General features: G+C 32.6%; 19 protein-coding genes. 10 read left to right on the forward strand and 9 right to left on the reverse strand.

The genetic code is table 11. The features are described 5' to 3' along the window. Window positions 1-39: 39 nt before the first annotated feature. Window positions 40-1,161 (reverse strand): N-acetylmuramoyl-L-alanine amidase family protein, encoded by a 1,122-nt coding sequence (locus GWR14_RS17510; RefSeq protein ID WP_163410380.1) that lies wholly within the window; start codon window positions 1,159-1,161, stop codon window positions 40-42. A gap of 81 nt (window positions 1,162-1,242) precedes the next feature. On the opposite strand from GWR14_RS17510, the gene GWR14_RS17515 reads away from it, so the two are divergent. Continuing rightward, the gene (locus tag GWR14_RS17515; RefSeq protein ID WP_187356543.1) at window positions 1,243-3,957 is read left to right on the forward strand and encodes a putative LPS assembly protein LptD; all 2,715 of its coding nucleotides are present in this window, start codon (window positions 1,243-1,245) and stop codon (window positions 3,955-3,957) included. 29 nt (window positions 3,958-3,986) lie between these two features. Beyond that, complete coding sequence (locus tag GWR14_RS17520) at window positions 3,987-4,367, forward strand: RidA family protein (protein ID WP_163410381.1); 381 nt, start codon at window positions 3,987-3,989, stop codon at window positions 4,365-4,367. Here GWR14_RS17520 and GWR14_RS17525 read toward each other — a convergent pair. The 5 genes from GWR14_RS17525 to GWR14_RS17545 form a co-directional block, all read right to left on the reverse strand. Then, entirely contained in the window at window positions 4,348-4,722 is a 375-nt protein-coding gene (locus GWR14_RS17525; protein WP_163410382.1) for a methylglyoxal synthase, read from the reverse strand. The two genes, GWR14_RS17520 and GWR14_RS17525, sit on opposite strands and share 20 nt — an antisense overlap. Before the next feature lie 9 nt (window positions 4,723-4,731). Then, entirely contained in the window at window positions 4,732-5,583 is an 852-nt protein-coding gene (locus tag GWR14_RS17530; protein ID WP_163410383.1) for an N-acetylglucosamine kinase, read from the reverse strand. Between the two features lie 128 nt (window positions 5,584-5,711). After that, the gene (gap, locus tag GWR14_RS17535) at window positions 5,712-6,716 is read right to left on the reverse strand and encodes a type I glyceraldehyde-3-phosphate dehydrogenase (RefSeq protein ID WP_163396584.1); all 1,005 of its coding nucleotides are present in this window, start codon (window positions 6,714-6,716) and stop codon (window positions 5,712-5,714) included. A 75-nt stretch (window positions 6,717-6,791) separates the two neighbouring features. After that, window positions 6,792-7,778, reverse strand: a complete 987-nt coding sequence (pfkA, locus tag GWR14_RS17540) for a 6-phosphofructokinase (RefSeq protein ID WP_163410384.1) — start codon at window positions 7,776-7,778, stop codon at window positions 6,792-6,794. A gap of 278 nt (window positions 7,779-8,056) precedes the next feature. Then, window positions 8,057-12,535: a translocation/assembly module TamB domain-containing protein gene (locus GWR14_RS17545; protein WP_246236343.1), complete on the reverse strand. Its 4,479-nt coding sequence runs from the start codon at window positions 12,533-12,535 to the stop codon at window positions 8,057-8,059. 218 nt (window positions 12,536-12,753) lie between these two features. Here GWR14_RS17545 and tsaD point away from each other — a divergent pair, with 218 nt between their 5' ends. The 8 genes from tsaD to GWR14_RS17585 all read left to right on the forward strand — a co-directional run bounded on the left by tsaD (window position 12,754) and on the right by GWR14_RS17585 (window position 19,755). Next, complete coding sequence (gene tsaD, locus GWR14_RS17550; RefSeq protein WP_163410386.1) at window positions 12,754-13,776, forward strand: tRNA (adenosine(37)-N6)-threonylcarbamoyltransferase complex transferase subunit TsaD; 1,023 nt, start codon at window positions 12,754-12,756, stop codon at window positions 13,774-13,776. Between the two features lie 2 nt (window positions 13,777-13,778). Beyond that, entirely contained in the window at window positions 13,779-14,492 is a 714-nt protein-coding gene (locus GWR14_RS17555) for a 16S rRNA (uracil(1498)-N(3))-methyltransferase (RefSeq protein ID WP_163410387.1), read from the forward strand. Between the two features lie 47 nt (window positions 14,493-14,539). Next, the gene (locus tag GWR14_RS17560) at window positions 14,540-15,178 is read left to right on the forward strand and encodes a DUF4159 domain-containing protein (RefSeq protein WP_163410388.1); all 639 of its coding nucleotides are present in this window, start codon (window positions 14,540-14,542) and stop codon (window positions 15,176-15,178) included. Between the two features lie 10 nt (window positions 15,179-15,188). Beyond that, on the forward strand, window positions 15,189-15,683 hold the full coding sequence (locus GWR14_RS17565) for a TrmH family RNA methyltransferase (protein ID WP_163410389.1): 495 nt from the start codon (window positions 15,189-15,191) through the stop codon (window positions 15,681-15,683). 157 nt (window positions 15,684-15,840) lie between these two features. After that, the gene (locus GWR14_RS17570; protein WP_163410390.1) at window positions 15,841-16,800 is read left to right on the forward strand and encodes a zinc metalloprotease; all 960 of its coding nucleotides are present in this window, start codon (window positions 15,841-15,843) and stop codon (window positions 16,798-16,800) included. Window positions 16,801-16,907: 107 nt separating this feature from the next. Then, entirely contained in the window at window positions 16,908-17,999 is a 1,092-nt protein-coding gene (locus GWR14_RS17575) for an AI-2E family transporter (RefSeq protein ID WP_163410391.1), read from the forward strand. A gap of 2 nt (window positions 18,000-18,001) precedes the next feature. Further along, window positions 18,002-19,189: a THUMP-like domain-containing protein gene (locus tag GWR14_RS17580; protein ID WP_163410392.1), complete on the forward strand. Its 1,188-nt coding sequence runs from the start codon at window positions 18,002-18,004 to the stop codon at window positions 19,187-19,189. Window positions 19,190-19,191: 2 nt separating this feature from the next. Continuing rightward, on the forward strand, window positions 19,192-19,755 hold the full coding sequence (locus tag GWR14_RS17585) for a hypothetical protein (protein ID WP_163410393.1): 564 nt from the start codon (window positions 19,192-19,194) through the stop codon (window positions 19,753-19,755). A gap of 1 nt (window position 19,756) precedes the next feature. Here the strand turns inward: GWR14_RS17585 and GWR14_RS17590 are convergent, their stop codons facing one another. From GWR14_RS17590 to GWR14_RS17600, 3 genes are all read right to left on the reverse strand, one after another. Further along, entirely contained in the window at window positions 19,757-20,404 is a 648-nt protein-coding gene (locus GWR14_RS17590) for a M15 family metallopeptidase (protein ID WP_163410394.1), read from the reverse strand. A gap of 142 nt (window positions 20,405-20,546) precedes the next feature. Next, window positions 20,547-21,650, reverse strand: a complete 1,104-nt coding sequence (locus GWR14_RS17595) for a fatty acid desaturase family protein (protein ID WP_163410395.1) — start codon at window positions 21,648-21,650, stop codon at window positions 20,547-20,549. 115 nt (window positions 21,651-21,765) lie between these two features. Continuing rightward, the gene (locus tag GWR14_RS17600; protein ID WP_163410396.1) at window positions 21,766-23,502 is read right to left on the reverse strand and encodes a CocE/NonD family hydrolase; all 1,737 of its coding nucleotides are present in this window, start codon (window positions 23,500-23,502) and stop codon (window positions 21,766-21,768) included. Window positions 23,503-23,520 lie beyond the last annotated feature (18 nt).

The raw sequence follows: 23,520 nt of genomic DNA on the forward strand, positions 1-23,520 counted from the left end.
TTTGTACAAAATTAATATAAATATTCGAACTTACCAGTATTATTTGATGGCGTCCTGAATACTGATTTTTTCACCATTTTTAGTTGCTACCAAAAAAGAAGCCCCATATCCTTTACTTTTAGCTTCTTGCAAATATTTTTTAGCGGTTTCGTAATCTGAAGTTTCCTGATAAAAATATTTATAAATATTATTTTCATAAATCATTGTTACATTTTTCAGGCCTTTGAAATTTTTAGGTTCCAAAGGCGTTTTTTTGATACTTGCAATAAGCTGTACCTTAAAAAAAGTCCCTTTAGGAGCTTCCTTCACCGCTTTTGGAGCTGTTTCAACAGTTTTAGGTTTAGCAGTATCTTTTGCAGGCTTTACTTCATTAATTTCCGGAGCACCAGTTCCAAAATATTCTCTTTTATAACTTAAAATTGCCTGCGCAATTGCTTCAGCAATATCATTTTGACCTTCTTCTGAATTTAAAATATCCCCTTCTGTTGGATTAGACACAAACCCTGTTTCTACCAAAACTCTTGGCATATAGGCCTTATGAAGCACCATAAAAGGAGCCTGCTTTACACCTCCGTGACGAAGTTTTTTTCCCAGTTTTTCAAAATTATCCTCAATTTTACTAGCTAATGATATACTATTATCTAAATATTCTTCCTGCATTAGCATCATTGCCGTCATTGACTCAGGAGAATTTGGGTCGTATCCTTCATATTTACGTTTATAATCTTTTTCTAAAGTAATAACCGAGTTCTCTTTTTTTGCAGCTTCAAGATTTGATGCTACTTTACTCAAACCCATCACATACGTCTCTGTTCCGTCTGCTGCGGTATTCTTATTGGCATTACAGTGTATTGAAACAAAAATATTAGAATTGGCTCTGTTTGCAATATTCGCTCTTTCAACCAAATCTATAAAAACATCCGTTTTACGGGTATAAATAACATGAACATTAGGACTAGTCTCTAAAATTTTTCCAACTTTAAGCACAATAGCCAAAGCAATATTTTTTTCAATACGACCACTGTAAACAGCTCCAAAATCATGATCACCATGCCCTGCGTCAAGCGTAACCTTAAACACATTAGCCTGACTATAAATACAAAATGAAATCGTCAATAGAAAAAAACTAAAAATTAGTCTAGTTTTGTTAAAAAAGTTCATAAATCTAAAAGTTAATTTTAATAAAATGTAAAAGTTATAATTTTTACAATTGATTATTTTTGCCAAAAATTATATGTAAGTTTGACATGTCAAAAAACAAGCCATAATTTTACAAAAATAGCATTTAAACCTTTGCGCACAAACTTATTTAATATCGTTTTAGTATCATTTTTCCTTGTATTAGGATGTGGTAATTTATATTCACAAGATATAAAACCAAAAAAGAAACCTTTACCAGCTGCAAAACAAAGCAGTAAACCTAAAATTGCTGCAACAGACAGTACCAAAACAATAACTGATACTATTAAACTGGATACTGTAAGACCTAAAAAGACTTTCCTGGATGGAAAAGTAAAATATATTGCCAAAGATTACGCTAAAATAGACCAAAAGAAAAAAAGAATCACACTCTATAATGAAGCTGAGTTGTATTATAAAGATGTAGAACTAAAATCCGGAGTTATAGTCCTTGATTACGAAAAAGACGAAGTATATGCAGGAAGGATAAAAGATTCTACAGGAACTTTGATACAATACCCAAATTTCAAACAGGGATCTAACGAAGTTAAACCGGATTCAATCCGTTTTAATTTTAAGACCAAAAAAGCTTTAATTTACAACTCAAGAACTGAACAGGGAGAATTTAAAATAAAAGCAGAAATTACCAAAAAAGAGAACGACTCAGTTTATTATTTAAAAGGAGCCCGTTTTACAACTTCTACAGATGTAGATCATCCTGAATATTATTTTAGAACCAGTAGAGTAAAATTCGTTCCAAATAAAAAAGTAGTTGTTGGCTTAACAAATATGGTTATTGCAGATGTTCCGACTCCTATTGCATTGCCTTACGCCTATTTCCCTATGAGTCAGGAAAAAAGTGTTTCAGGTATCATCCTTCCTAGTTACAACGATTCTAACACCAGGGGATTTTCTTTACAAAACGGCGGATATTATTTTGCCTTAAGCGATAATTATGATCTAACTGCTTTAGGAGATTATTATACCAACGGAAGTTATGCGCTGCGATTTGAATCATCCTATGCAAAAAGATATAAGTTTAGAGGAAACGTGAATGTTCGTTTTGAAAATTTAATAACTAGTGAAAGAGGTTATCCTGATTATTCAAAACAAAACATTTATAATATCCAATGGTCACATTCAAAAGATTCAAAATCGAATCCGAATTCGAGTTTTTCTGCTTCAGTTAATATGGGTAGCAGTAAATATTTCAAGCAGTCTATTAATCAGGCCAACGTTGGTTCAAGTTTAAACAATACACTTAGCTCTTCCATTTCCTGGAATAAAACTTTCAATACAATTCCGCAAGCCAGAATAGCATTAACTGCTACACATTCTCAAAATACACAGACTGAACAAATCAACATGACTCTTCCGTCTTTACAGGGAAGTATTGATCGTATTTATCCCTTTGTTGGAAAAGACGGAGTAAAAAAAGGATTAATTAAAAACATCAATTTGCAATACAATCTGAGTGGTAAAAATAGTTTTACGACTACCGATTCTTTATTTTTCAAACCTCAAATGTTTGAAAACGCTCAAATCGGAATGCAACATAGTATTCCGATCAGTACTAATTTTAAAATATTCAAATACTTTAGTGCAAGTGCCTCGACGAACTATCAAGAAACCTGGGTTACAAAAACGATTAACAGATCTTATGACGAGAACTCAAATGCAGTTGTAGATAAAACAGTTAATGGTTTTGATGCCTTTAGAACATATAACTTTAGTTCAAGTTTAGGAACCACTATCTATGGTACTTTTAAGTTTGGAGACACAAAGAAAATACAAGCCATACGGCATGTTATGCGTCCGTCTTTCTCTTACTCTTACACACCGAGTTTTGAAAAATATTATGACACCTACGCTATAGATGCTACCGGTACGACTTATAAAGATTACACCAGATTTGAAAATGGTGTCTACGGAGCGCCAGGGAAATCAAATTCCAATATCGTAGGTTTTGACTTAAGTAATACTTTTGAGGCTAAAGTAACAGATAAGGACAGCACTAAAACAGAACCTAAAAAAATGATGCTGTTAAACAATTTAAATTTCAGCACCAGTTATAATTTTAATGCAGACGGAAAAACAACATTTGCCTTAGAACCTGTTCGTGTTAGCGGAGGAACCCAATTGTTCGACAACAAAATGAATGTCAATTTTGCTGCAACTTTAAACCCTTATGCAATTGACAACTCAGGTCAGCAAATCAATGAATTCAACATTAATAACGGAGGAAGTCTTTTCAGAATGACAAGCGCAAATATGACTTTGAATTATTCTTTTTCAAATAAAAATGACAAAAAGGATGAAAACAAACAAAGTCAGCGGAATGGAGGTCGTAGTGATGACTTATTTGGGACAAATACCGATCTGAACGATACAAGAAAAAGCCAGTTTTCCGAAGAAGATTCTGAGAACGTAATCACCGAATTTTTTAATTCAAAACTCCCATGGGACATGACAATGGCTTATTCATTGACTTATTCAAATACAAGCCGGGAAAACAAAATTTCAGGAAATTCGATAATGGTTTCTGCAAATATGGATATTACCCCTAAATGGAAAGGGGGAATTTCAACTGGTTATGATTTTGTACAAAAAGGAGTTACATTTACTCAACTGCGTTTTGAAAGAGATTTGTTGAGCTGGAGAATGTCATTTAACTGGACACCACTTGGTACATATGCCAACTGGAATTTCTTTATAGGAATAAAATCAGGAATGCTTAGCGACATTAAATACAACAAACGAAGCACTTCTAACCGATAATCAATATTACAGAATTTAATATTTTTGATATGAAAAAAATAATCTTTACCGAAAAAGCTCCTGCTCCTATAGGCCCTTACAATCAGGCTGTTTTATCAGGAAACACGCTTTATGCTTCAGGACAAATAGCCATAAACCCTGCTACAGGAGAACTGGTGACCGAAAACATCAATGATGAAACGCATCAGGTAATGCAAAACATTGCTGCTATTCTGGAAGCTGCAGATATGTCTTTTGAAAATATTGTAAAAGCTTCTATTTTCATCATGGACATGAATAATTTTGCAGCAATAAATACCGTTTACGGCTCTTATTTTAACGAAAAAACCGCTCCAGCACGTGAAACGGTTCAGGTGGCATGTCTGCCAAAAAATGTAAATGTTGAGATTTCTATAATCGCTGTGCAATAGCATCTAATAATAATTGTGCCGTTGCTTCATTGGTTGCCAGCGGCACATTATGCACATCACAAACTCTTATTAGCATATTAATATCTGCTTCGTGCGGATGACTCGATAGAGGATCTTTGAAAAAGAAAACCATTTGAGTTAACCCTTCTGCTACCCTACCGGCTATCTGAGCATCCCCCCCTAGTGGTCCTGAAAGCATTCGTTTTGTTTTAAAACCAGCTGCTTCAGCTTTTCCTCCGGTAGTACCTGTTCCTATTAAACTTATAATTTCATTTTGCAGAACAGTTGTGTTTTTAATCAAAAAATTAATTAAATCTGCTTTTTTTCCATCATGCGCAATAATTGCAATTTCCATTCTATTTTTTTATTTATTTGCAACGTGATAAGCTATCAGACCATCAATCGGACGTCTTAAAACATTACCAAGCTTAAGTTCATATTTATCAAATATCTCCTGTAATTCATCTTTTAAATAAAAGGCTATAGAACCTACAAAATGAACAGGAACTTCCTGACAGTTGTCATATTGTTTAATATAGTTTTTAACGAAAGATTTCATCCCTTTAAAGATAATTTTTCTACAAAAGTCAGAGTCTTTGTGCTGAATCAAAAACTTAGCAAAAGTTGCCAGATAAGCATTTGGATTTGGCTCTTTGTACAGCTTATTTTTGATAAAATCAGCATCCAGATTATATTCTTTTTCAAATTCAACTGCCAGCTCTTTAGGCATTTTATTAAAATAATACTTTCTGATCAATTCTTTTCCAAAAACATTTCCGCTGCAATCATCCATTGCAATATAACCTAATGACTGTACTTTTTGATGCAATATTTTCCCATCAAAATAACTACAATTAGAACCGGTACCCAAAATACTAACAATTGCCTCTTCTCCTTTTGGTGTAGTCGCATAAACGGCTGCATAGGTATCCTCATGAACCTCTACAATCGCATTTTCAAAATACTCTCTAAACACCTCTTTTAATGCTGTTTGCATTCTTTCAGTTCCACAACCAGCTCCGTAAAAGAACAAATGTGTAGCTTCTTTTCGATTTTGCGAAATATCAAAACGATCATTTACTCTTTCAATAATTTCAGGACCATCAAGAATTTCAGGATTTAACCCTAAAGTCTGTGTAGTAAACAATACCTTTCCATTATCATCAATTGCTATCCAGTCTGCTTTAGTAGAACCGCTATCAACTATTAATTTCATTTTAGTTTAGTTTTTTTTAGTTAGTTTTCCTTCAATTAAAAGTGTATTTTTTACATTAATTAAAGATATGCCAAAATAAGAAAATCCCGTTACTTTGAAATAACGGGATTTTATCATTTTATAAAATATTATTTTAAACCTGCGATATGTACTGACAAATCGATTAGTTTACTTGAATATCCGTACTCATTATCGTACCATGATACCAATTTAAAGAAAGTTGAATTTAAACCAATTCCGGCAGTTGCATCAACAATTGAAGTTCTTTTGTCAGAAATGAAATCCTGAGAAACAACAGCATCTTCAGTGTATCCTAAAATACCTTTTAACTCATTTTCAGAAGCTTTCTTCAAAACAGCCATAATTTCTTCGTATGAAGTTTCTTTAGCTAATTTTACTGTTAAATCTACTGTAGAAACGTCAGCAGTAGGAACACGGAAAGCCATACCTGTTAATTTTCCATTTAAAGAAGGGATAACTTTTCCAACAGCTTTTGCAGCACCAGTTGAAGAAGGAATGATGTTTATTGCAGCTGCACGTCCACCTCTCCAGTCTTTTCTAGAAGGTCCGTCAGCAGTCATTTGAGTTGAAGTTGTAGCGTGAACAGTAGTCATTAAACCTTCAACGATTCCAAAATTATCATTAATAACTTTAGCCAAAGGAGCTAAACAGTTTGTAGTACAAGAAGCGTTAGAAACAACTAAATCAGAAGCTTTTGCAGTTTCGTGGTTAACCCCCATTACAAACATCGGAGCATCTGCAGAAGGAGCAGAAATGATTACTTTTTTAGCGCCACCTTTTAAGTGCTCACTTGCAGTTTCGATAGTTGTGAAGATACCTGTACATTCTGCAACAACATCAACATCAACTTCATTCCATTTTAAGTCAGCAGGATTTCTTTCTGCAGTGATACGGATGTTTCTTCCGTTTACATACAATTTTCCTTCTTTTACTTCTACAGTTCCGTCGAAACGACCGTGAACTGAATCATATTTCAATAAATAAGCTAAGTGGTCTACATCTAATAAGTCATTGATTGCAACAACTTCTACGTTATCTCTATTGAAAGATTCTCTGAAAACGATTCTTCCAATACGTCCAAATCCGTTTATTCCTAATTTTACTTTTGACATTTTACTCGATTTTGTTTTTGTTTTTATTTAACTGATTTAAAGTTTAATTTTCTCACTATAAACTTCGTTTCTTTTTTATGTTGACATGATATCGGATACTCTTAGTAACTCCATATCAATTTCAGATTTACCTTTAATTGCCTGTTCCAACGGGGTCAAAGTTACTTTGTCCTGTTGTAATCCAACCATATAATTCGACTTTCCATCTATTAATGATTCAACAGCTTTTACTCCTAAACGACTCGCCAAAACACGGTCGAAACATGACGGAGATCCACCACGCTGCATGTGTCCCAAAACAGAAACCCTTACATCGTATTCAGGCAGATTAGCTTCAACATAATCTTTTAATTCGAATACGTTTTTACCAATTTTATCGCCTTCTGCAATAACCACTATACTTGATGATTTTCCTGAAGCTTTACTTTTTTGAAGAGAATCTAAAAGTCTTTCCAGACCTAAATCTTCTTCAGGAATAAGAATTTCTTCGGCTCCTGCACCGATACCTGCATTAAGAGCAATATGACCTGCGTCTCTACCCATAACCTCTACAAAAAACAATCGGTTATGTGAACTGGCAGTGTCTCTAATTTTATCAATACAATCTACAACTGTATTTAAGGCGGTATCATAACCTAAAGTATGACTTGTTCCAAAAATATCATTATCAATTGTACCTGGAATTCCCATTACAGGAAAACCATATTCTGAATTAAAAATCAATCCTCCGGTAAAACTTCCATCCCCTCCAATAACGACAAGAGCATCTACTCCTGCTTTTACCAGATTATCGTGAGCTTTTTTTCTACCTTCCGGTGTTTTAAATTCAAGTGAACGGGCAGATTTTAAAATCGTCCCTCCTTTATTTACAATGTTATTTACACTTCGGGGTCCCATTTCCTTGAAGTCACCTTCAATCATTCCTTGATACCCTCTATAAATTCCCAAACATTCTATGTTATGATAAGCACACGTTCGAACAACTGAACGTATTGCTGCATTCATTCCCGGTGAATCTCCTCCTGAAGTAAGAACACCTACTTTTTTTATCGTTTTTGGCATTATTTAAGTATTAAAGTGTAAATTTAGCAAACATTCAGCAGTTTTCTGTTAATGATTATAACAAATTAGTAAAAAAACTTAATTCAAACGTTTTCGGTTAATAAGTTTTTTAAACCTAAAAAATTCATTTAAAATAATAAAAGAGACTTTTTTTAATTAATAATGTAAAATTAACATTCTATAAATGAAGTGTTATAAATCTTTAAACTTTTTAATATTTAAATAAAACTATGAAATAAAATCAAAACCTATCTGAAATGATTCAAAAATTATAAATTTTAAAAATCATTATCATCAGGAATCACACCTTCATTATTACCTTTTTGTTGTTGCTTTTTTTCCTCTTCTTTTTTCTTTTCTTCAGATTTCTTTCTATCCTCAGCTTCTTTTTTCTTATTCGTAAAATTTAAGTAATCAGGGTTCAGGCTGGAATCCGGGATATCATTAGAACTCTTGGTAACTTTCCCTATTTTATGCTTCTTAAATATCTTGTTAACCAATTCACTAAAAGTATCAAAATCCACTTCATATGAAATACCAACACCCTGCGTATATCCAATTCCCTGTCCTATATAATTAATATCATTTTCTTTATTAAATAAACGTAAGTTGGCAGTACCATCTTCATTGATTCTATATTGTACTTCTATATTTCCAACAATTGCTGATTCATTAATACCTCCAACAGGAACTCCAACTTTTCCGTTAATAGTGATTTTTTCATTAATTTGAGATGAAACGGTTGCCTCAACCCTACCATCTGCCTCTTGCCCTATCCTTCTGTCAGCTGATACATAATTAAAATTGAGATTGAATTTTTCACTATCCGATTGAATTATACCTCCTAATAAACTCATTGCTGTTTCTGACAAAGTACCTGAAAAATCTCCCTGACTAAAACCATCTGTACTCATAAAAGAACCTGTAGACAATAAATACAAAGCCTGAGTCTGACGAATATCTTTATCATCCAGTTTATATTGTATCTCAGATTTTAAAACACTGCTTACAGAAGGAAACTGAATATCAAAATTAGGTTCAGGATTTGTTAAATCTCCCCTCAAACCAATAACAACTTCCACAGGCACTTTTTTATTAAAAGAAGAATTTTCCAATAAAACAGCAGGATTTGCTATTGTTGTATATACTGCTTCCAGGTTCAATTGCGCTTTCATTGGGTTACCTTCCCAAATAATTGATCCGCCTTTTCTAACAGCAAACTTTTTATCTATTAAGCCACCATATTTAAAATTATAGGTTCCTTCATAAGCCTGAAAATCTCCCCACATATTAAATTTGCCAAGCGTATTTATCTGAAACAGCAATGATCCATGACCTCTGCCTTTCATACCATGTCCTGAATCCCTGTCCAGAATAACCTCTATTTGTGCATCTGGAGTAATATCAAAATCAAACTCTAATTCCAGACCTTTATAGTCTCTTGTTCTTTCGGCAATTCCTTTCGATAAATTAAATTTTTCTTTTGGAGTCACAAAATGGATGAAATTTTTATCCCCATCACTTTGTACATTACTAATTGGGATTTTTATCTCTGTTCCTTTCTCAGATTTTGCATCTACTTTAATAAACAAAGCTTCAGTCGGACCTTTTACACTTGCAGTCCCATTGATAAACGCTGTCCCAAAATAAGCTGCATCTTCGCTATCTTTTGTATCTAAAGCGAGTAATCGTTTTGAAGTTATCGTTAAGTCTAATTTCCAGTCTCCAAAATTCTTATGTTCAATACTTCCGTTTAACAGACCTTTAGTTTTAAATTTAGTATCTGTCAACTGGTTATTTCTAAATAAAAACTTTTCATTTGTCAAATCAACAACAGTACGATTATTCAACTCATAATCCGTATTCAGATAAGTAACGGTCATTCCTGCCTTTTCAACATAAAGCCTTCCATTTACATCCGGTTTTTTAAGATTCCCCACTATTGCTGCATTTCCGGATACACTTCCTCGTATATTAGACAAAACATCTCCTCCAATTGTACTCAGTGCTGCCAGATTGAAATTATCAAGCTTTAAGTTTAAATCCAGAAAAGTTTCTTTGTTTTGAATAGCAAAACTTCCTTCTGCTTTAAATGATTCTGCAAAATTATTTTTAACTGAAGAATTTATAGTAAATTTTTTAAATGTTTCATCCCCTGAAATATCAAATTTTAAAGTTCCCAAATCAATTTTATTCAGATTCAAATTGTCAATTTCAATAGTAGCGGTAGGCTGATAGATATTTTTATTCTGTTTAAAACTTATATTACCATTCAGATTACCATTAACTACAAATTTATCATTCAAAGGGGTTATCTTATTAATATCCACATCTTCAAAATTCATAACCAAATCCTTATAATTTGTCCCTTTTATGACTCCATTCAGATCTATTTTTTGGTTTTCATGGGATAATACAATGTTATCAATCGTGAAATTTTTAAATCTCTGATCAAAAACTACCTGATTATCATCTTCTTCATCTTCATTCAAATACCATAAATAGTCCTTAAATTTCATCTCAGACTTATGAATACCTACTATATTGTTTTTATTTTTATCAATAGTATGATATAAGTTCAGGTTAAAATAATCCTCTCCTTTGTTTCCTCCTTTAAACTCAGAACGAACAAATAATGTATCTTTTGATGTTACATTAATCAGGTTAAAATCGCGAATTTTATAGTATGGCGTTTTAATACTGTCCAGCTCTATAAATGCATTATATAACGGATTTTTATTATCAATATTAATCCTGATATTATCGAATGTATTTTTTTCAGCTGTTATTTTTTTAGAATTAAACCTAAACTTGAATTCATGTTTATCAGCATCAATTCTTCCACGCAAAACAGTACTCGAATCAATTTCAATATTTGGATACAGCATTTCGACCACCTTATTATAAACATGAAAATTAAAACGCAAAAATTGTCCTTTTGCAACTTTGTAAGGCTTGTAATTTGTATAAAGACTCCCGACTGAATTCATAACAAGTTTACCTAGTTGATCAAACTGAAATTTACCCACAATTTTTCCGTCTACGACATCAGTCGAATTAACTGTTATGGTACGCAATCTATCTGAATCAAAGCTTGAATTTATCGTTACTTCATCAAAAACATATGTTGATTTCGGATTTTGATATACAGCATCTTTTATATAAATATTTCCATGCAGGTTTTGAAGGGAATTACCACTTAATTCAACAACTGCGTCCCCGGTAAAGTTAGAGATTGAATCATTTACAAGTTTCAGCTTTCGCAAATCAGAATTCTCTACATTAATGTGAAAATCATATTTATTTTCACGCTTGCTTAAATCAACCAATCCGTCAAAATCCAGATTCAGATTTGGATCGTTAATAGCTACTTTTCCTTTATAATAAGGCAGTTTAAAATTACCGTTTACAACAATATTATTATAAGTGTATTTATTATAATCCAGTTTCGAAATATCTCCCTTTATGACTGTATTCAAATACTTCTTAGAAAAACCAACTCCGTCAACATCTAAATTTAAGGTCGTTTTGCCAATATCTTTTCGCTGTAAAAATGTTCCGATATCAAAATTATTAAGAACAATATTCCCTGAATAGGAAGCTTTGTCAATAAAATCAATATTATTCATATGCAGATCGACCTCTCCGTTTCCTAAGTCGGTAGCCATTTTGAACTTCGATTCCAAATCTGTTGTTGATACTTTTATAGCACCTACAATATTGAATTTACCTATTTTTTTGAGATCCTTTGGAAGGCTTTTCCCTAAAACACCTGGCAGTAGAACTACTAAATTATCATAGCTCGCAACCAGTTTATCAAATTTCCCATCCATGGAAAACTTTTGAGTCTTGCTTCCCAAAAGGTTTTTGAAATTGATATTCCCAACAATCCTTGTTCCGTTTGTATCACTTAATCTTAAACGCTTCAGATTAAGATTATTCAACGGACCTTCAATTTTGGTTTTAACCTTAAAATGCTGATTTTTACCTAAGCCATCATAGAAATAGCGAATATCGTTTGAAGCTAATGAAGCCGAATCTAATGCGACATCGAACCTAACTTTATCCGTGAATTCTAAAAAATCTTTGACTTTATAATTTAAAATCGCCTTTCCATAAATGGTAGACCTTTTGGTTGTTATAGCTAAATTTTCGAGTTTTATCTGTTTTTTGGTATAACTAAACTTAGAACTCAGATTTGAAACATACAAACCTCTATGATCTAAGAAAGAGAATCTATGAATATTGGTATTAATTTCAGAACCATATATTTTAAATTCACTGATATAAGTATTCAGTTTTTTAAAATCTATAATTTTCGGAGTCCTTTTATTTTCGTCAATTGCAGAAAATGAACCTTGAGAAATATATGCATTTTTAGCTGTTAAGAGAAAGTGTTTATTCGATTTGATAGGTTTTCCCGATTCAAATAATCGTATAAAAACGTTGATATTATTTTCATCTTCATTTTTATACGTTTTCAGATTAAAAATCAAACCCGTCAGGCGGACATCTCCAAAAATAAGGTCTCCATCTAACAACCGGGTTATACTTAAAATATCAGTGGTAATAATATCCGAATAAATCAGCGTTTTTTTATGATGGTCTAAAATCAATACTTTTTTGAGTTTAACTCCACCAAAAATATTTATGGCTACTTTGTCAATACTGATATTGGTTTTAAAATCAGTATTCAGTGTTTCGGTAATATATTTTGCAATTTTGGTCTGTACAACAGGCAGGGATAAAACAATCACCAGTACAAACAATAGTAAGATTAACCCAATTAGGGTTTTAGATATTGCTTTTTGTACTTTTTTGATAACTGTTTTAATTTTAATTCTTTTTAAATTTATTTTGAACGGACAAAGAACGACTGTTTTGATAAAAATTCTTTAATTTTGACTCCTTCTTTACAATCAAAAAAAGTTAAAAATTTGATTTGTCAAATATAATTCAAAATTTGTGCCTTTATATGCAAAATTCAGAGGTTTTTATTCTTGCCATTGAAAGTTCCTGCGATGATACTGCCGCTGCAGTTTTACATAACGACAAAGTATTATCAAATGTTGTAGCAAATCAGTTAATCCACAATCAATATGGAGGTGTCGTTCCGGAACTAGCTTCGAGAGCCCATCAGCAAAATATTGTACCTGTAATTGACGCTGCACTTCGAAAAGCAAATGTACAAAAAGAGCAGTTAAGCGCCATTGCGTTTACTCAGGGACCAGGTCTCATGGGATCGTTACTGGTAGGGAGTTCTTTTGGAAAATCATTGTCATTAGCTTTAAATATTCCTCTGATTGCTGTAAACCATATGCACGCTCATATTTTAGCGCATTTTATTGATGAAGAAGGATTTGACAAACCAGAATTTCCGTTTTTAGCCTTAACAATAAGCGGAGGACATACACAAATTGTAAAAGTCAACGGCTTTTTTGACATGGAAATTATAGGCGAAACAACCGATGATGCTGTTGGAGAAGCTTTTGACAAAAGCGCTAAAATTCTTGGACTTCCCTATCCTGGAGGACCTTTGATTGACAAATATGCTAAAGAAGGAAACCCAAAAGCTTTTCCATTTACAAAACCAAAAGTTCCCGGGCTGGATTTTAGTTTCTCCGGATTAAAAACGGCTATTTTATATTTCATTCAAAAAAACAAACAGGAAAACCCAAATTTCATCGAAGAAAACCTGAATGACATTTGTGCTTCTATTCAGTATACTATTATTGAAATTTTGATGGATAAAATCAAACTGGCTGTAAAAGAAACCGGAATCAAACAAATTGCCATTGGCGGAGGAGTTTCTGCAAATTCCGGAATTCGAAATACATTGAAAGCAACCGAAAGCAAATACGGGTGGAAAACTTTTATTCCGAAATTTGAATACACAACAGACAATGCCGCAATGATTGGAATTGTCGGATATCAAAAATATTTATCAAAACGTTTTGAAGATGCTTCGGTGGTATCTAAAGCACGAATTCAATTTTAACCATGCAGTTATTTTTCAATCCTAATATAGACGAAACAACCGAAAGCTTTTCTTTTGACAAGGAAGAAAGCCGGCATATCATTAAGGTTTTACGTAAAAAAGATTCAGACATTCTGCATGTAACCAATGGTTTCGGATTATTGTTTGAAACCCGTATTACTTTGGCCTCAGATAACAAATGTACTGTTGAAGTTATTGCTATAAAAATTGCCGAAAAGTCTAAATTTCATTTGCATTTAGCCGTTGCTCCTACTAAAATGAATGATCGTTTTGAATGGTTTCTTGAAAAAGCAACAGAAATCGGCATTCAGGAAATCACACCTGTTTTCTGCGATCGTTCTGAGCGAAAAGTAATCAACAAAGACCGATTCGAAAAAATCATTTTATCGGCAATGAAACAATGTAACGAAACGTTTCTGCCAAAATTAAATGAAGCGATTTCGTTCAAAGAATTCATACAACAACAGCAAAACGGTTTACAGTTAATTGCACATTGCGAAGAAACTGAAAAAAAATCACTGAAACAGATTTTAAAACCAAATGAAGATGTTACTATTTTGATTGGACCTGAAGGTGATTTTTCTGAAAAAGAAATTGCGCTGGCATTAGAAAATAATTACAAACCTGTAACTTTAGGAAATACACGTTTAAGAACCGAAACTGCGGCAGTTGTAGCCTGTCACAGCGTTGTTTTCTTTAATGAAATATCAAATTAATAATACGTTAAGACGTACTTCTGTACATCTCTACAAGATGATTTATTATGAAAAATTATTTTTACCTGTTGCTTCTTTTTTCACTCACTTCCTTTTCGCAAGAAATCGCTTTACTTAAATATAATGGCGGCGGTGATTGGTATGCAAACCCAACTTCATTGCCTAATTTAATACGTTTTTGTAATTCAAACATCAATACACAGATAAAAACGAAACCCTCTACAGTAGAACCGGGCAATCCTGATTTGCTTTCTTATCCTTTTGTACACATGACCGGTCATGGGAATGTTGTTTTCAGTGATTCTGATATAACAAATCTTAGAAATTATCTAAATGGAGGCGGTTTTCTACACATTGATGACAATTACGGAATGGATCAATACATTCGAAAAGAGATCAAAAAAATATTCCCTAATAACAATTTAGTCGAAATCCCGGCTAACCATCCTATTTTTCAGAAACCTTTTCCTTTTCCGAACGGGCTGCCAAAAATTCACGAACATGATGCTAAAAGACCTCAGGCATTTGGCATTTTTGTGGAAAATAAACTGGTTTTGCTTTATACTTACGAATGTGACTTGGGCGATGGCTGGGAAGATGCAGAAGTAAATAACGACCCTTTAGAAGTTCATCAAAAAGCACTAAAAATGGGAGCCAACATTATTAATTATATCTTCACCAATTAATTTCTAAAAAGTGCAGCTTACCCACGAAGAAAATCAATTTGAAAGAAAAACGTTTCCGATAACCCTTGTTTGTGATCATATTTACTTTCAGCAAAATATTGGCTCTCTTTTCAGGATTAGTGAAGCTTTTGGTGTTGAAAAAATTATCTTTTTAGGAAAAGATATTCCGCTAACTCCCCGAAAAATAAACAAAACATCAAGAAGCACCCACCTTCATGTTCCGCATTCTGTTATTGAAGAAACAACAGAATTAATTGATTATTTAACCCTAAATAATTTTGAAATTATTGCTTTAGAAATTACAAATAACAGCAAACCTCTAAAAGAAGTTATTATTCCTGAAAATAAAAAAATTGCACTTTTGATTGGTAGTGAAATTTCGGGAATCTCAAATGAACTTTTAAAAATTTCGAATCAAATTGTTCATATTAACATGTTTGGAAACAACAGCAGTATGAATGTTGCGCAGGCTGCAAGTATCTGTTTGTACGAATTAACTTCTTAATTTAAATTTTAACATTTTTATAAGAAGTAGACTACATAAGGGATTGTAAAATTCTGACAAATAAATTATTATAAAAATTTGGCTACATTTATTTTTTGTTATAAAATTGCGTTATTATTTGATTATTAACAAATTTTATAACAAAACCCCTTTTATCATGAAAAAAATTCTTTTATCTACAGTTACAGCACTTATGCTGTTTTCTTGTCAAAATGAGCAGGCAGAATCATCTGATTCAAATCTAAACGTGTCTGCGAGACGCGGATGTGCAACGCAGGAAGTCTTTGAAGCACAATTAAAAGCTAATCCTGCATTGGCTATTAAAATGAACGAAATTGAAGCTTTCACAGCAAAACATTCTCTTAGCAACTTTACAGGCCGCTTAGTTAACGGTAAAATCGAAATCCCGGTTGTAGTAAATGTTTTGTACAGAACTGCTGCACAAAACATTTCTAACGCTCAGATTCAATCACAAATTGATGTTTTAAACAAAGATTTTAATGCCTTAAATTCAGATTATAACAGCGTTCCGGCACTCTTTTCTGGTGTTAAAGCTAATATTGGAATTACATTTGTTTTGGATCAGGTAATCCGAAAATCTACTACCAAAACTTCATGGGGTACAAATGATGCCATGAAAAAAACAGCTCAGGGAGGTCTTGCTCCTACTTCTCCAACAACTAAACTGAATATTTGGACTTGTAATATTGGTAATAATATTTTAGGTTATGCACAATTTCCCGGCGGATCTTCTTCTACAGACGGAGTTGTCATTGACCCTCGCTATTTTGGTTTGTCCGGTACTGCAAATGCTCCGTTCAATTTAGGAAGAACAGCTACACACGAAGTAGGTCATTGGATGAATCTGCGTCACATTTGGGGAGATGCAACATGCGGAAGTGATTTAGTAGCCGATACACCTACTCACAACGAAGAAAATTACGGAGTTCCTGCATATCCTCACTACAGTACTTGTTCAGGAACACCTGTAGAAATGACAATGAATTACATGGATTATGTTGATGACATAGCAATGTATATGTTTACAAACGGACAAAAAAACAGAATATCAGCTATATTCACAACTGGAGGTGCAAGGGCTTCATTTGCCCAATAATTGTTAACCAAACCAACATTTAAAGCGAGATGCCATTCATCTCGCTTTTTTTGTTTAAAACCAAATTTCAAAATGCTTTTCCTATATTTATAGTCTAAATTTCAAACATGATAACGTCAAAAACTATTTCGAACGGAATTCTAAGAGCATTAGCCACAATCTTAATAATCGGCATCGTTTTATATTTTTTATATGAAATACAAACTGTGATTGTATACCTCTGTATTTCATTGATATTATGCCTGATAGCAAACCCATTAGTTCTGTTTTTAAAAAACAAATTAAAATTTAGCAATTCACTGGCAGCCACCACAACAATTGTAATTTTCATTTTCTTAATCGTTGGTTTTATTTTATTGTTTGTGCCTTTAATTATTTCCCAGGCCAATAATTTAGCACTTTTAGACACAGATCATCTGCAATCCCAATTTATAGAGACAGAAAGAAATATTGAAACTTATTTCAACATCCAGCATATTGATTTAAATAAAGTTCTTAAAGAGTCAAAAATCACTAGCGCATTTAGTTTTGGCTATTTTACAAGCTTTATCAACTCTATTATGGGGTTCATGGCTAATATGGGAATGGGATTGGTTTCTGTTTTCTTTATTACATTTTTCTTTATTAAAGATCAGGAGTCATTTAAAGCAAGTGCCAGAAGAATCCTTCCTGACACAAATGAAGACAAAATTTTAAATTCAATTACAAAAATCAATCATCTGTTAACCCGGTATTTTATTGGCTTATTACTGCAATTAACTGTAGTTTTTATTCTATATCTGATTGTCTTGATTATTTTCGGAAATAAAAATGCTTTTGTAATTGCTTTTTTATGTGCCATTTTGAATGTCATTCCATACATCGGTCCGATTATCGGAACTATTTTGGCAGCAATATTAACTATGATTAGTCTGATCGGAAGTGATTTTCAGTCAGAAATTTTACCGACAACAATATACGTTGTGATTGGTTTTCTACTCGTCCAGGCCATTGACAATAATATTAGTCAGCCTATAATTTCATCAAAAAGTGTAAATTCGCACCCACTGGAAATATTCCTGATTACTTTAATTAGCGGAATTACCTTTGGAATTGTCGGGATGATTATCGCTATTCCGGTTTATACAATGTTGAAAGTAATCCTGAAAGAATTTTTTCCAGACAATAAAATTGTTTCCGTCATAACAGAAAAAATCTAGCATTGAATACTTCAATCTTAAACAAAAGCATACAAGATTTTATATCTCAAAATACAGGTGCCTCAATTACAAAATTAGCACTTCAGAAAAATCCTTTTCCTGAGACTGACTGGATTTTGATTCTAAATCAAATTGAAGCCAGAACGAAAGCCAAAGAAAAATTGCCTACCTGGTTTGCTACAGAAAAAATCATTTACCCGAGCAAAATTTCGGTTGAACAAACTTCTTCAGAAAAAACAGCTGCTTACAAAGCTTCTCTAATTGAAGGGAAATCGTTAATTGATCTTACAGGAGGTTTTGGCGTTGATGATTATTATTTTTCTAAAAAAATTAAAATCGTTGCGCATTGTGAAATAAACGAAGAGTTATCTGCAATTGTAAAACATAATTTTGAACAATTAGGAGTAAAAAATTGTTTCTTTTATGCTGATGATTCTACAAATATATTAAACGAATCAGAACCCGACTTTAAATGGGACTGGATTTACATTGATCCTTCCCGTAGAAATGATGCCAAGGGAAAGGTTTTTATGCTAAAAGACTGCTTGCCAAATGTTCCTGAATCACTGGATTTTTATTTTGAAAAATCAGATTCTATTTTAATTAAAACAGCTCCATTACTCGATATTTCGGCAGGTTTATCTGAATTGAAATTCGTAAAAAACATTCATATTATTGCTTTGGAAAACGAAGTCAAAGAACTGCTTTTTGAAATTCATAATAATTACAAAGGCGGAATAACTATAAAAACGGCCAATATTTTAAAAGACAAAACTGAGACATTTGAATTTATCCTCGGAGAGCAGGATGAATATGTGTCTTATCATTTACCACAAAAATTTCTGTACGAACCCAACTCAGCCATCATGAAATCGGGCGGTTTTGATGAAATCAGTACTTCTTTCGGAATAAACAAACTTCATAAACACTCCCATTTATATACTTCGGAAGAATTGATTGATTTTCCCGGAAGATCGTTTGAAATTGAAAAAGTGATTTCATACGGCAAAAATGATATGAAAGCAGCACTTTTAAATCAGCAGGCCAATATTACAACCCGAAATTTTCCTGAGACTGTAGAAAACATTCGTAAAAAATGGAAAATAAAAAATGGTGGAAATTTGTACTGTTTTTTTACAACAGATAAAAATGATAACAAAATAGTTTTAATTTGCAGAAAAATAACTTAAAAATGAAACACTTAATCGCATTCGCTTTTTTTCTATTAACCTTTACCTCATTTGCCCAAAAAGATTGTGAGTACAGCACTAATGTAAAAGATTCAATCGGTACTTACAAAGTTACTCCTGAATATCTGATTACCGAGAAAAACTTTGGAAATACCTCTAATTATATCTTTTTTTCTTTGGCACAAACCGATGGCCTGCCTACTTTAAATTTACTATCTATTCAAAAAAGCAAAGATTTTATAAAAGCGAACTGTTTTGATAAAAATTCAAAAGTTTTTTTACAATTACAGAACGGTAAAGTGGTGACCTTAATCCACATCAATCAGGAAAACTGCGGAACACTCCTTCATGAGAAAGAATATAACAACAGAATCAATACCGGAATTTTTATGTTTATGAAAGATAATTTTGAAGAACTAAAAAAATCTCCTGTTACCATAATGCGAATTAAATACCTGACTGATGTTGAAGACTACATTGTAAGAGGTGAAATTGTTTCTGAAATGAATGGAAAAACCTATAAGCCAGCTACTTATTTTATGGAAAATATCAGGTGCGTAGAATAAATCATTCGCAATTCCATTTTTGATTAGAAACATTGTCTTTTAAACCAGTCTTCAGATTATAATGCCACCATTCTGAATCAAACGAATTAAAACCATTTTTAATCATTACACTTTTAAGAAACTTTCTGTTTGATAATATCGATTTAGAAAGTTTGGTATAGTTATGACCAGCCTGAATTCCGAAAAAATCAAAAGGAGTTCCCATATCAGCCTCTTTTCCTTTGGCATCGACTATAGAAATATCAACGGCTCCTCCTCTATTGTGGATGGAGCCTTTTTTTGGATCTGCCACATACTCCGGATTTGATACTATTTCCCACATTTTTTTCTGAATCGATAACGGCCTGTAGCAATCGTAAAGTTTAATTTTAAAACCTTTTTTCTTAAAATCATTATTTGCGGCTATTAAAGCCTTGACGGTCTTTAAACGTAAAAAACATTCGGCACAATCGTACACTTTGGCCTTTAAAAAATTATCTTCGGTAGCATATTTCATATCGTAAATAAAATCTGAGCTATAGTCTTTTAAATTTACAAAAGTCGTATCTGCAATAACAGCTTCAGATTTATAAACCTCATTCTGAGCATTAGAAGAAATTATTCCAAAAAGAGAAATTAGAAAAAACAAAGACTTGTTGAATTGCAGCATGAAATAAGATTTTAAATTGACCAGACTTTCTTAAAAGGTAAATATAAGAATAAAAAAATGTCCAATTTCAACGATTTAAAAACAAAAAGCCGGAAGAAAAATTTCCGGCTATGAGTATTGAGTATTAAAAGTATTTTTTGAATTAGATTTCACCAGTCATCAGAATGTTTTCGCGAATACCTTTATCTTTCAGCATTCTGAAATGCGAACGTACAGCATGATGAAACGGATATGAGGTATAAGGGAGATTATATTCGGCTGCATAACGCATTATAATGGGTGTGATATAAGGATAATAAGTATGACCGACAGCCGGAAAAAGGTGATGGGCTACATGATGCGTAAAACCTCCATATAAAAAATTTGCCAGTTTACTATTGGTACTAAAATCTTTGGTAACAATCATTTGATGCATCGCCCATGTCGCAGAGAGATTTCCTTCATCGTCTGTTGTCGGAAAATGCGCATCTTCATCAACATGTGTAGATACTAAAGCTACGACCCCCAAAACACTCCCGCATAAATGCATAGCAAACCATGCTCCTAAAACTGTATACCAGAGCTGATTTAACAACAGCATCGGAATAAAAAGCATGTAGGTAAGATTTATAATTTTTGCTGCGAACAGCTTATAGATTTCACGTATCGGAATCTTTTCAACCACTTTTTTTACATAGTTATCTTTTGTTCCAAAAAAATCCTTGAAATCCCTGATATAAATCCAGTTGAGGCTATAAAGAGGATAAATGAGCCACATATAAATATGCTGGTATTTATGATAATTAAATAGCGGACTATTTGGAAAAATCCTGATAATATCGCTTTGTTTGATATCTACATCCCAATCCGGAACATTTGGATAAGCATGATGAAGATTAATGTGACGGCGTGTCCAAAGCCAGTGGTTGCTACCAAAAAGTTCCAGTACATACATAAATCGCTGATTATGTACCGGTTTTTTAAACAGCGCTCCATGGGCTGCATCATGAAAAGCATTTATAAAAAGTACTATCATGGTAACACCGCACAAAATATAAAAGAGAAATAAAAATGGAGTACTGTTTCCAAACAGTAAAATACAGGTATAAAATAAAAAAAAGAGAACTACAAGTCCAATGGACTTCACAATGTTTAAGCGATACAATGAGGAGTTTTGCAAAACAGTTTCGTTTACTTCTGCACGTAACTTTTTAAAAAAATCATCAGTACCGGCTTTTACATAAACCGGGCGTTTTAATTTTTCCATATTGTTTTATTTTGCTGAAATTTGTACTATCAAATTTAATAAAAAAAAGTTAAAACACACATTAACAAAAGATTACATCATAAAGAATATTTTAGTATTTTAATGCACACGCTTCTTACTTCCAAACCGGAATTTCTATAAAACTATCATTATACCATTTTATTTTTAGAGACTCTTTTGCGTCTTTAATGGTTTCTTCACTCACTTCTTTACCGGTTCCGTAATTCAATTCTGAAAAGGCATTTTTGTTTACATTCAAAGTAATCAGTAATCTGCTTCCTTTGCTTAATTGTTTACTTATTAGATGTGTATTCGAAAAATAAAATGACTCTGTTTTCTCAGGTTTCAACAAGATTCTCTTCGTAATATCTTTAGCATAACTTGCCCTGCCTATGAAGTATGCTAAATGAAAATAAGAGCCATCAGGCATTACTTCATACAAAGTCACTCCCATATCGAGGTCTTTTTTATTACAGCTGAATTTTATTTCTCCTAAAAAAGGACCGTTTACCAACAACGGTTCTTTTAATGGATCACTAATAAAAACAGAACCATTAGTCGTATCAATTTCTTTTCTAATGATTGGATCAGGATAATAATCATTATTACTAATTTCCCGATTTCCAAAATCAACTTCCTGAGGTAAATAATTCTTTTTAGCCGGCTTTTTTGAATTCAAAGAATAGAATTTCCCGGATTTTATATTTGTCAGATAAAATTTTAGATAGTCATTGCTCATTTTTTCAATAGAAGGTGCACACCTCCATTCATTGGCTCCCATCACCTGATAATTAATTTTATCTTTCAAAATTTCCGGTTTTGATCCGTTTTTTAAAATATAATTAAACCACTGATACGTTATTTCAGAAGTGTTAATTAGTGCGTTTGCATCAACTTTATACCCATTCAATACAGCTGAGCCTCCTCTTTGAGTTCCAAAATGACCATATGGTCCAATGATTAGATATGAATTGGTATTAGGATTATACTTTTGAAGTTCTCTTAAATAATATAAACTCGAATTTTGAGAATCGTTGTAATAACCATCAATTACTAAAACCGGAATATTGATCTGAGCAAAATCTTTTTCATAAGGAGCCATTTTTTGCCAATATTCATCAAAAGACGGATGCTTAATCCATCTTTGAAAATGTCTGTTTGGGCAATTATCTATACTGTCCATTTTACTGTAAGCAACGCCAGAATACCACCATTTAAATTGCATTCGTCTAAAACGCTGCCTGTCATTTCCAGCAACTGTATCCAGATATTTATTGTTCCCAACATAAAAAGACCATTCGTAATTAGGATTTATAAACACATTATTTTCCATTGGCAATCCCATTCCGGGTCTGTTTGCAACATAAGGAACTATGGTTTTTAATGCCGGATGCATCTTTTTACAGGCCGCCCATTGTGTAAAACCATTATAACTCCCACCATACATTCCAACGCTTCCGTTGCACCAGCTTTGTTTACTAATCCAGTCGATCACATCGTAGACATCATTGCTGTCATTTTCGTACGGAAATATTTCATTAGGACTAAATCGCTTTCCTCTGGAATAAGCAATTACTCCAACATAATCATTGTCAACAGCTTTTTTTAAGGATTTAAGATCATTATCAGAAACATAAATAGTGTATTGAAGTATCACAGGTTTTGGAATAGAAACTTCTTTTTTTCGAACTACAATTGCAGAAATCAAAGCACCATCACGAGTTTTAATCATCACACTGTCCTGAATATCGTAAGCATTTTTTAAATTTTCTGATGCTGTCAATTTTCTTTGCTGAGAAAAAATATTGGGAATGATTAAAATAAGAAATACAAAGTTTAAAACTGATTTCATAAAATTGATTTGTTTAGT

It is taken from the genome of Flavobacterium ajazii, assembly GCF_010614725.1.
Lineage (GTDB): Bacteria > Bacteroidota > Bacteroidia > Flavobacteriales > Flavobacteriaceae > Flavobacterium > Flavobacterium ajazii.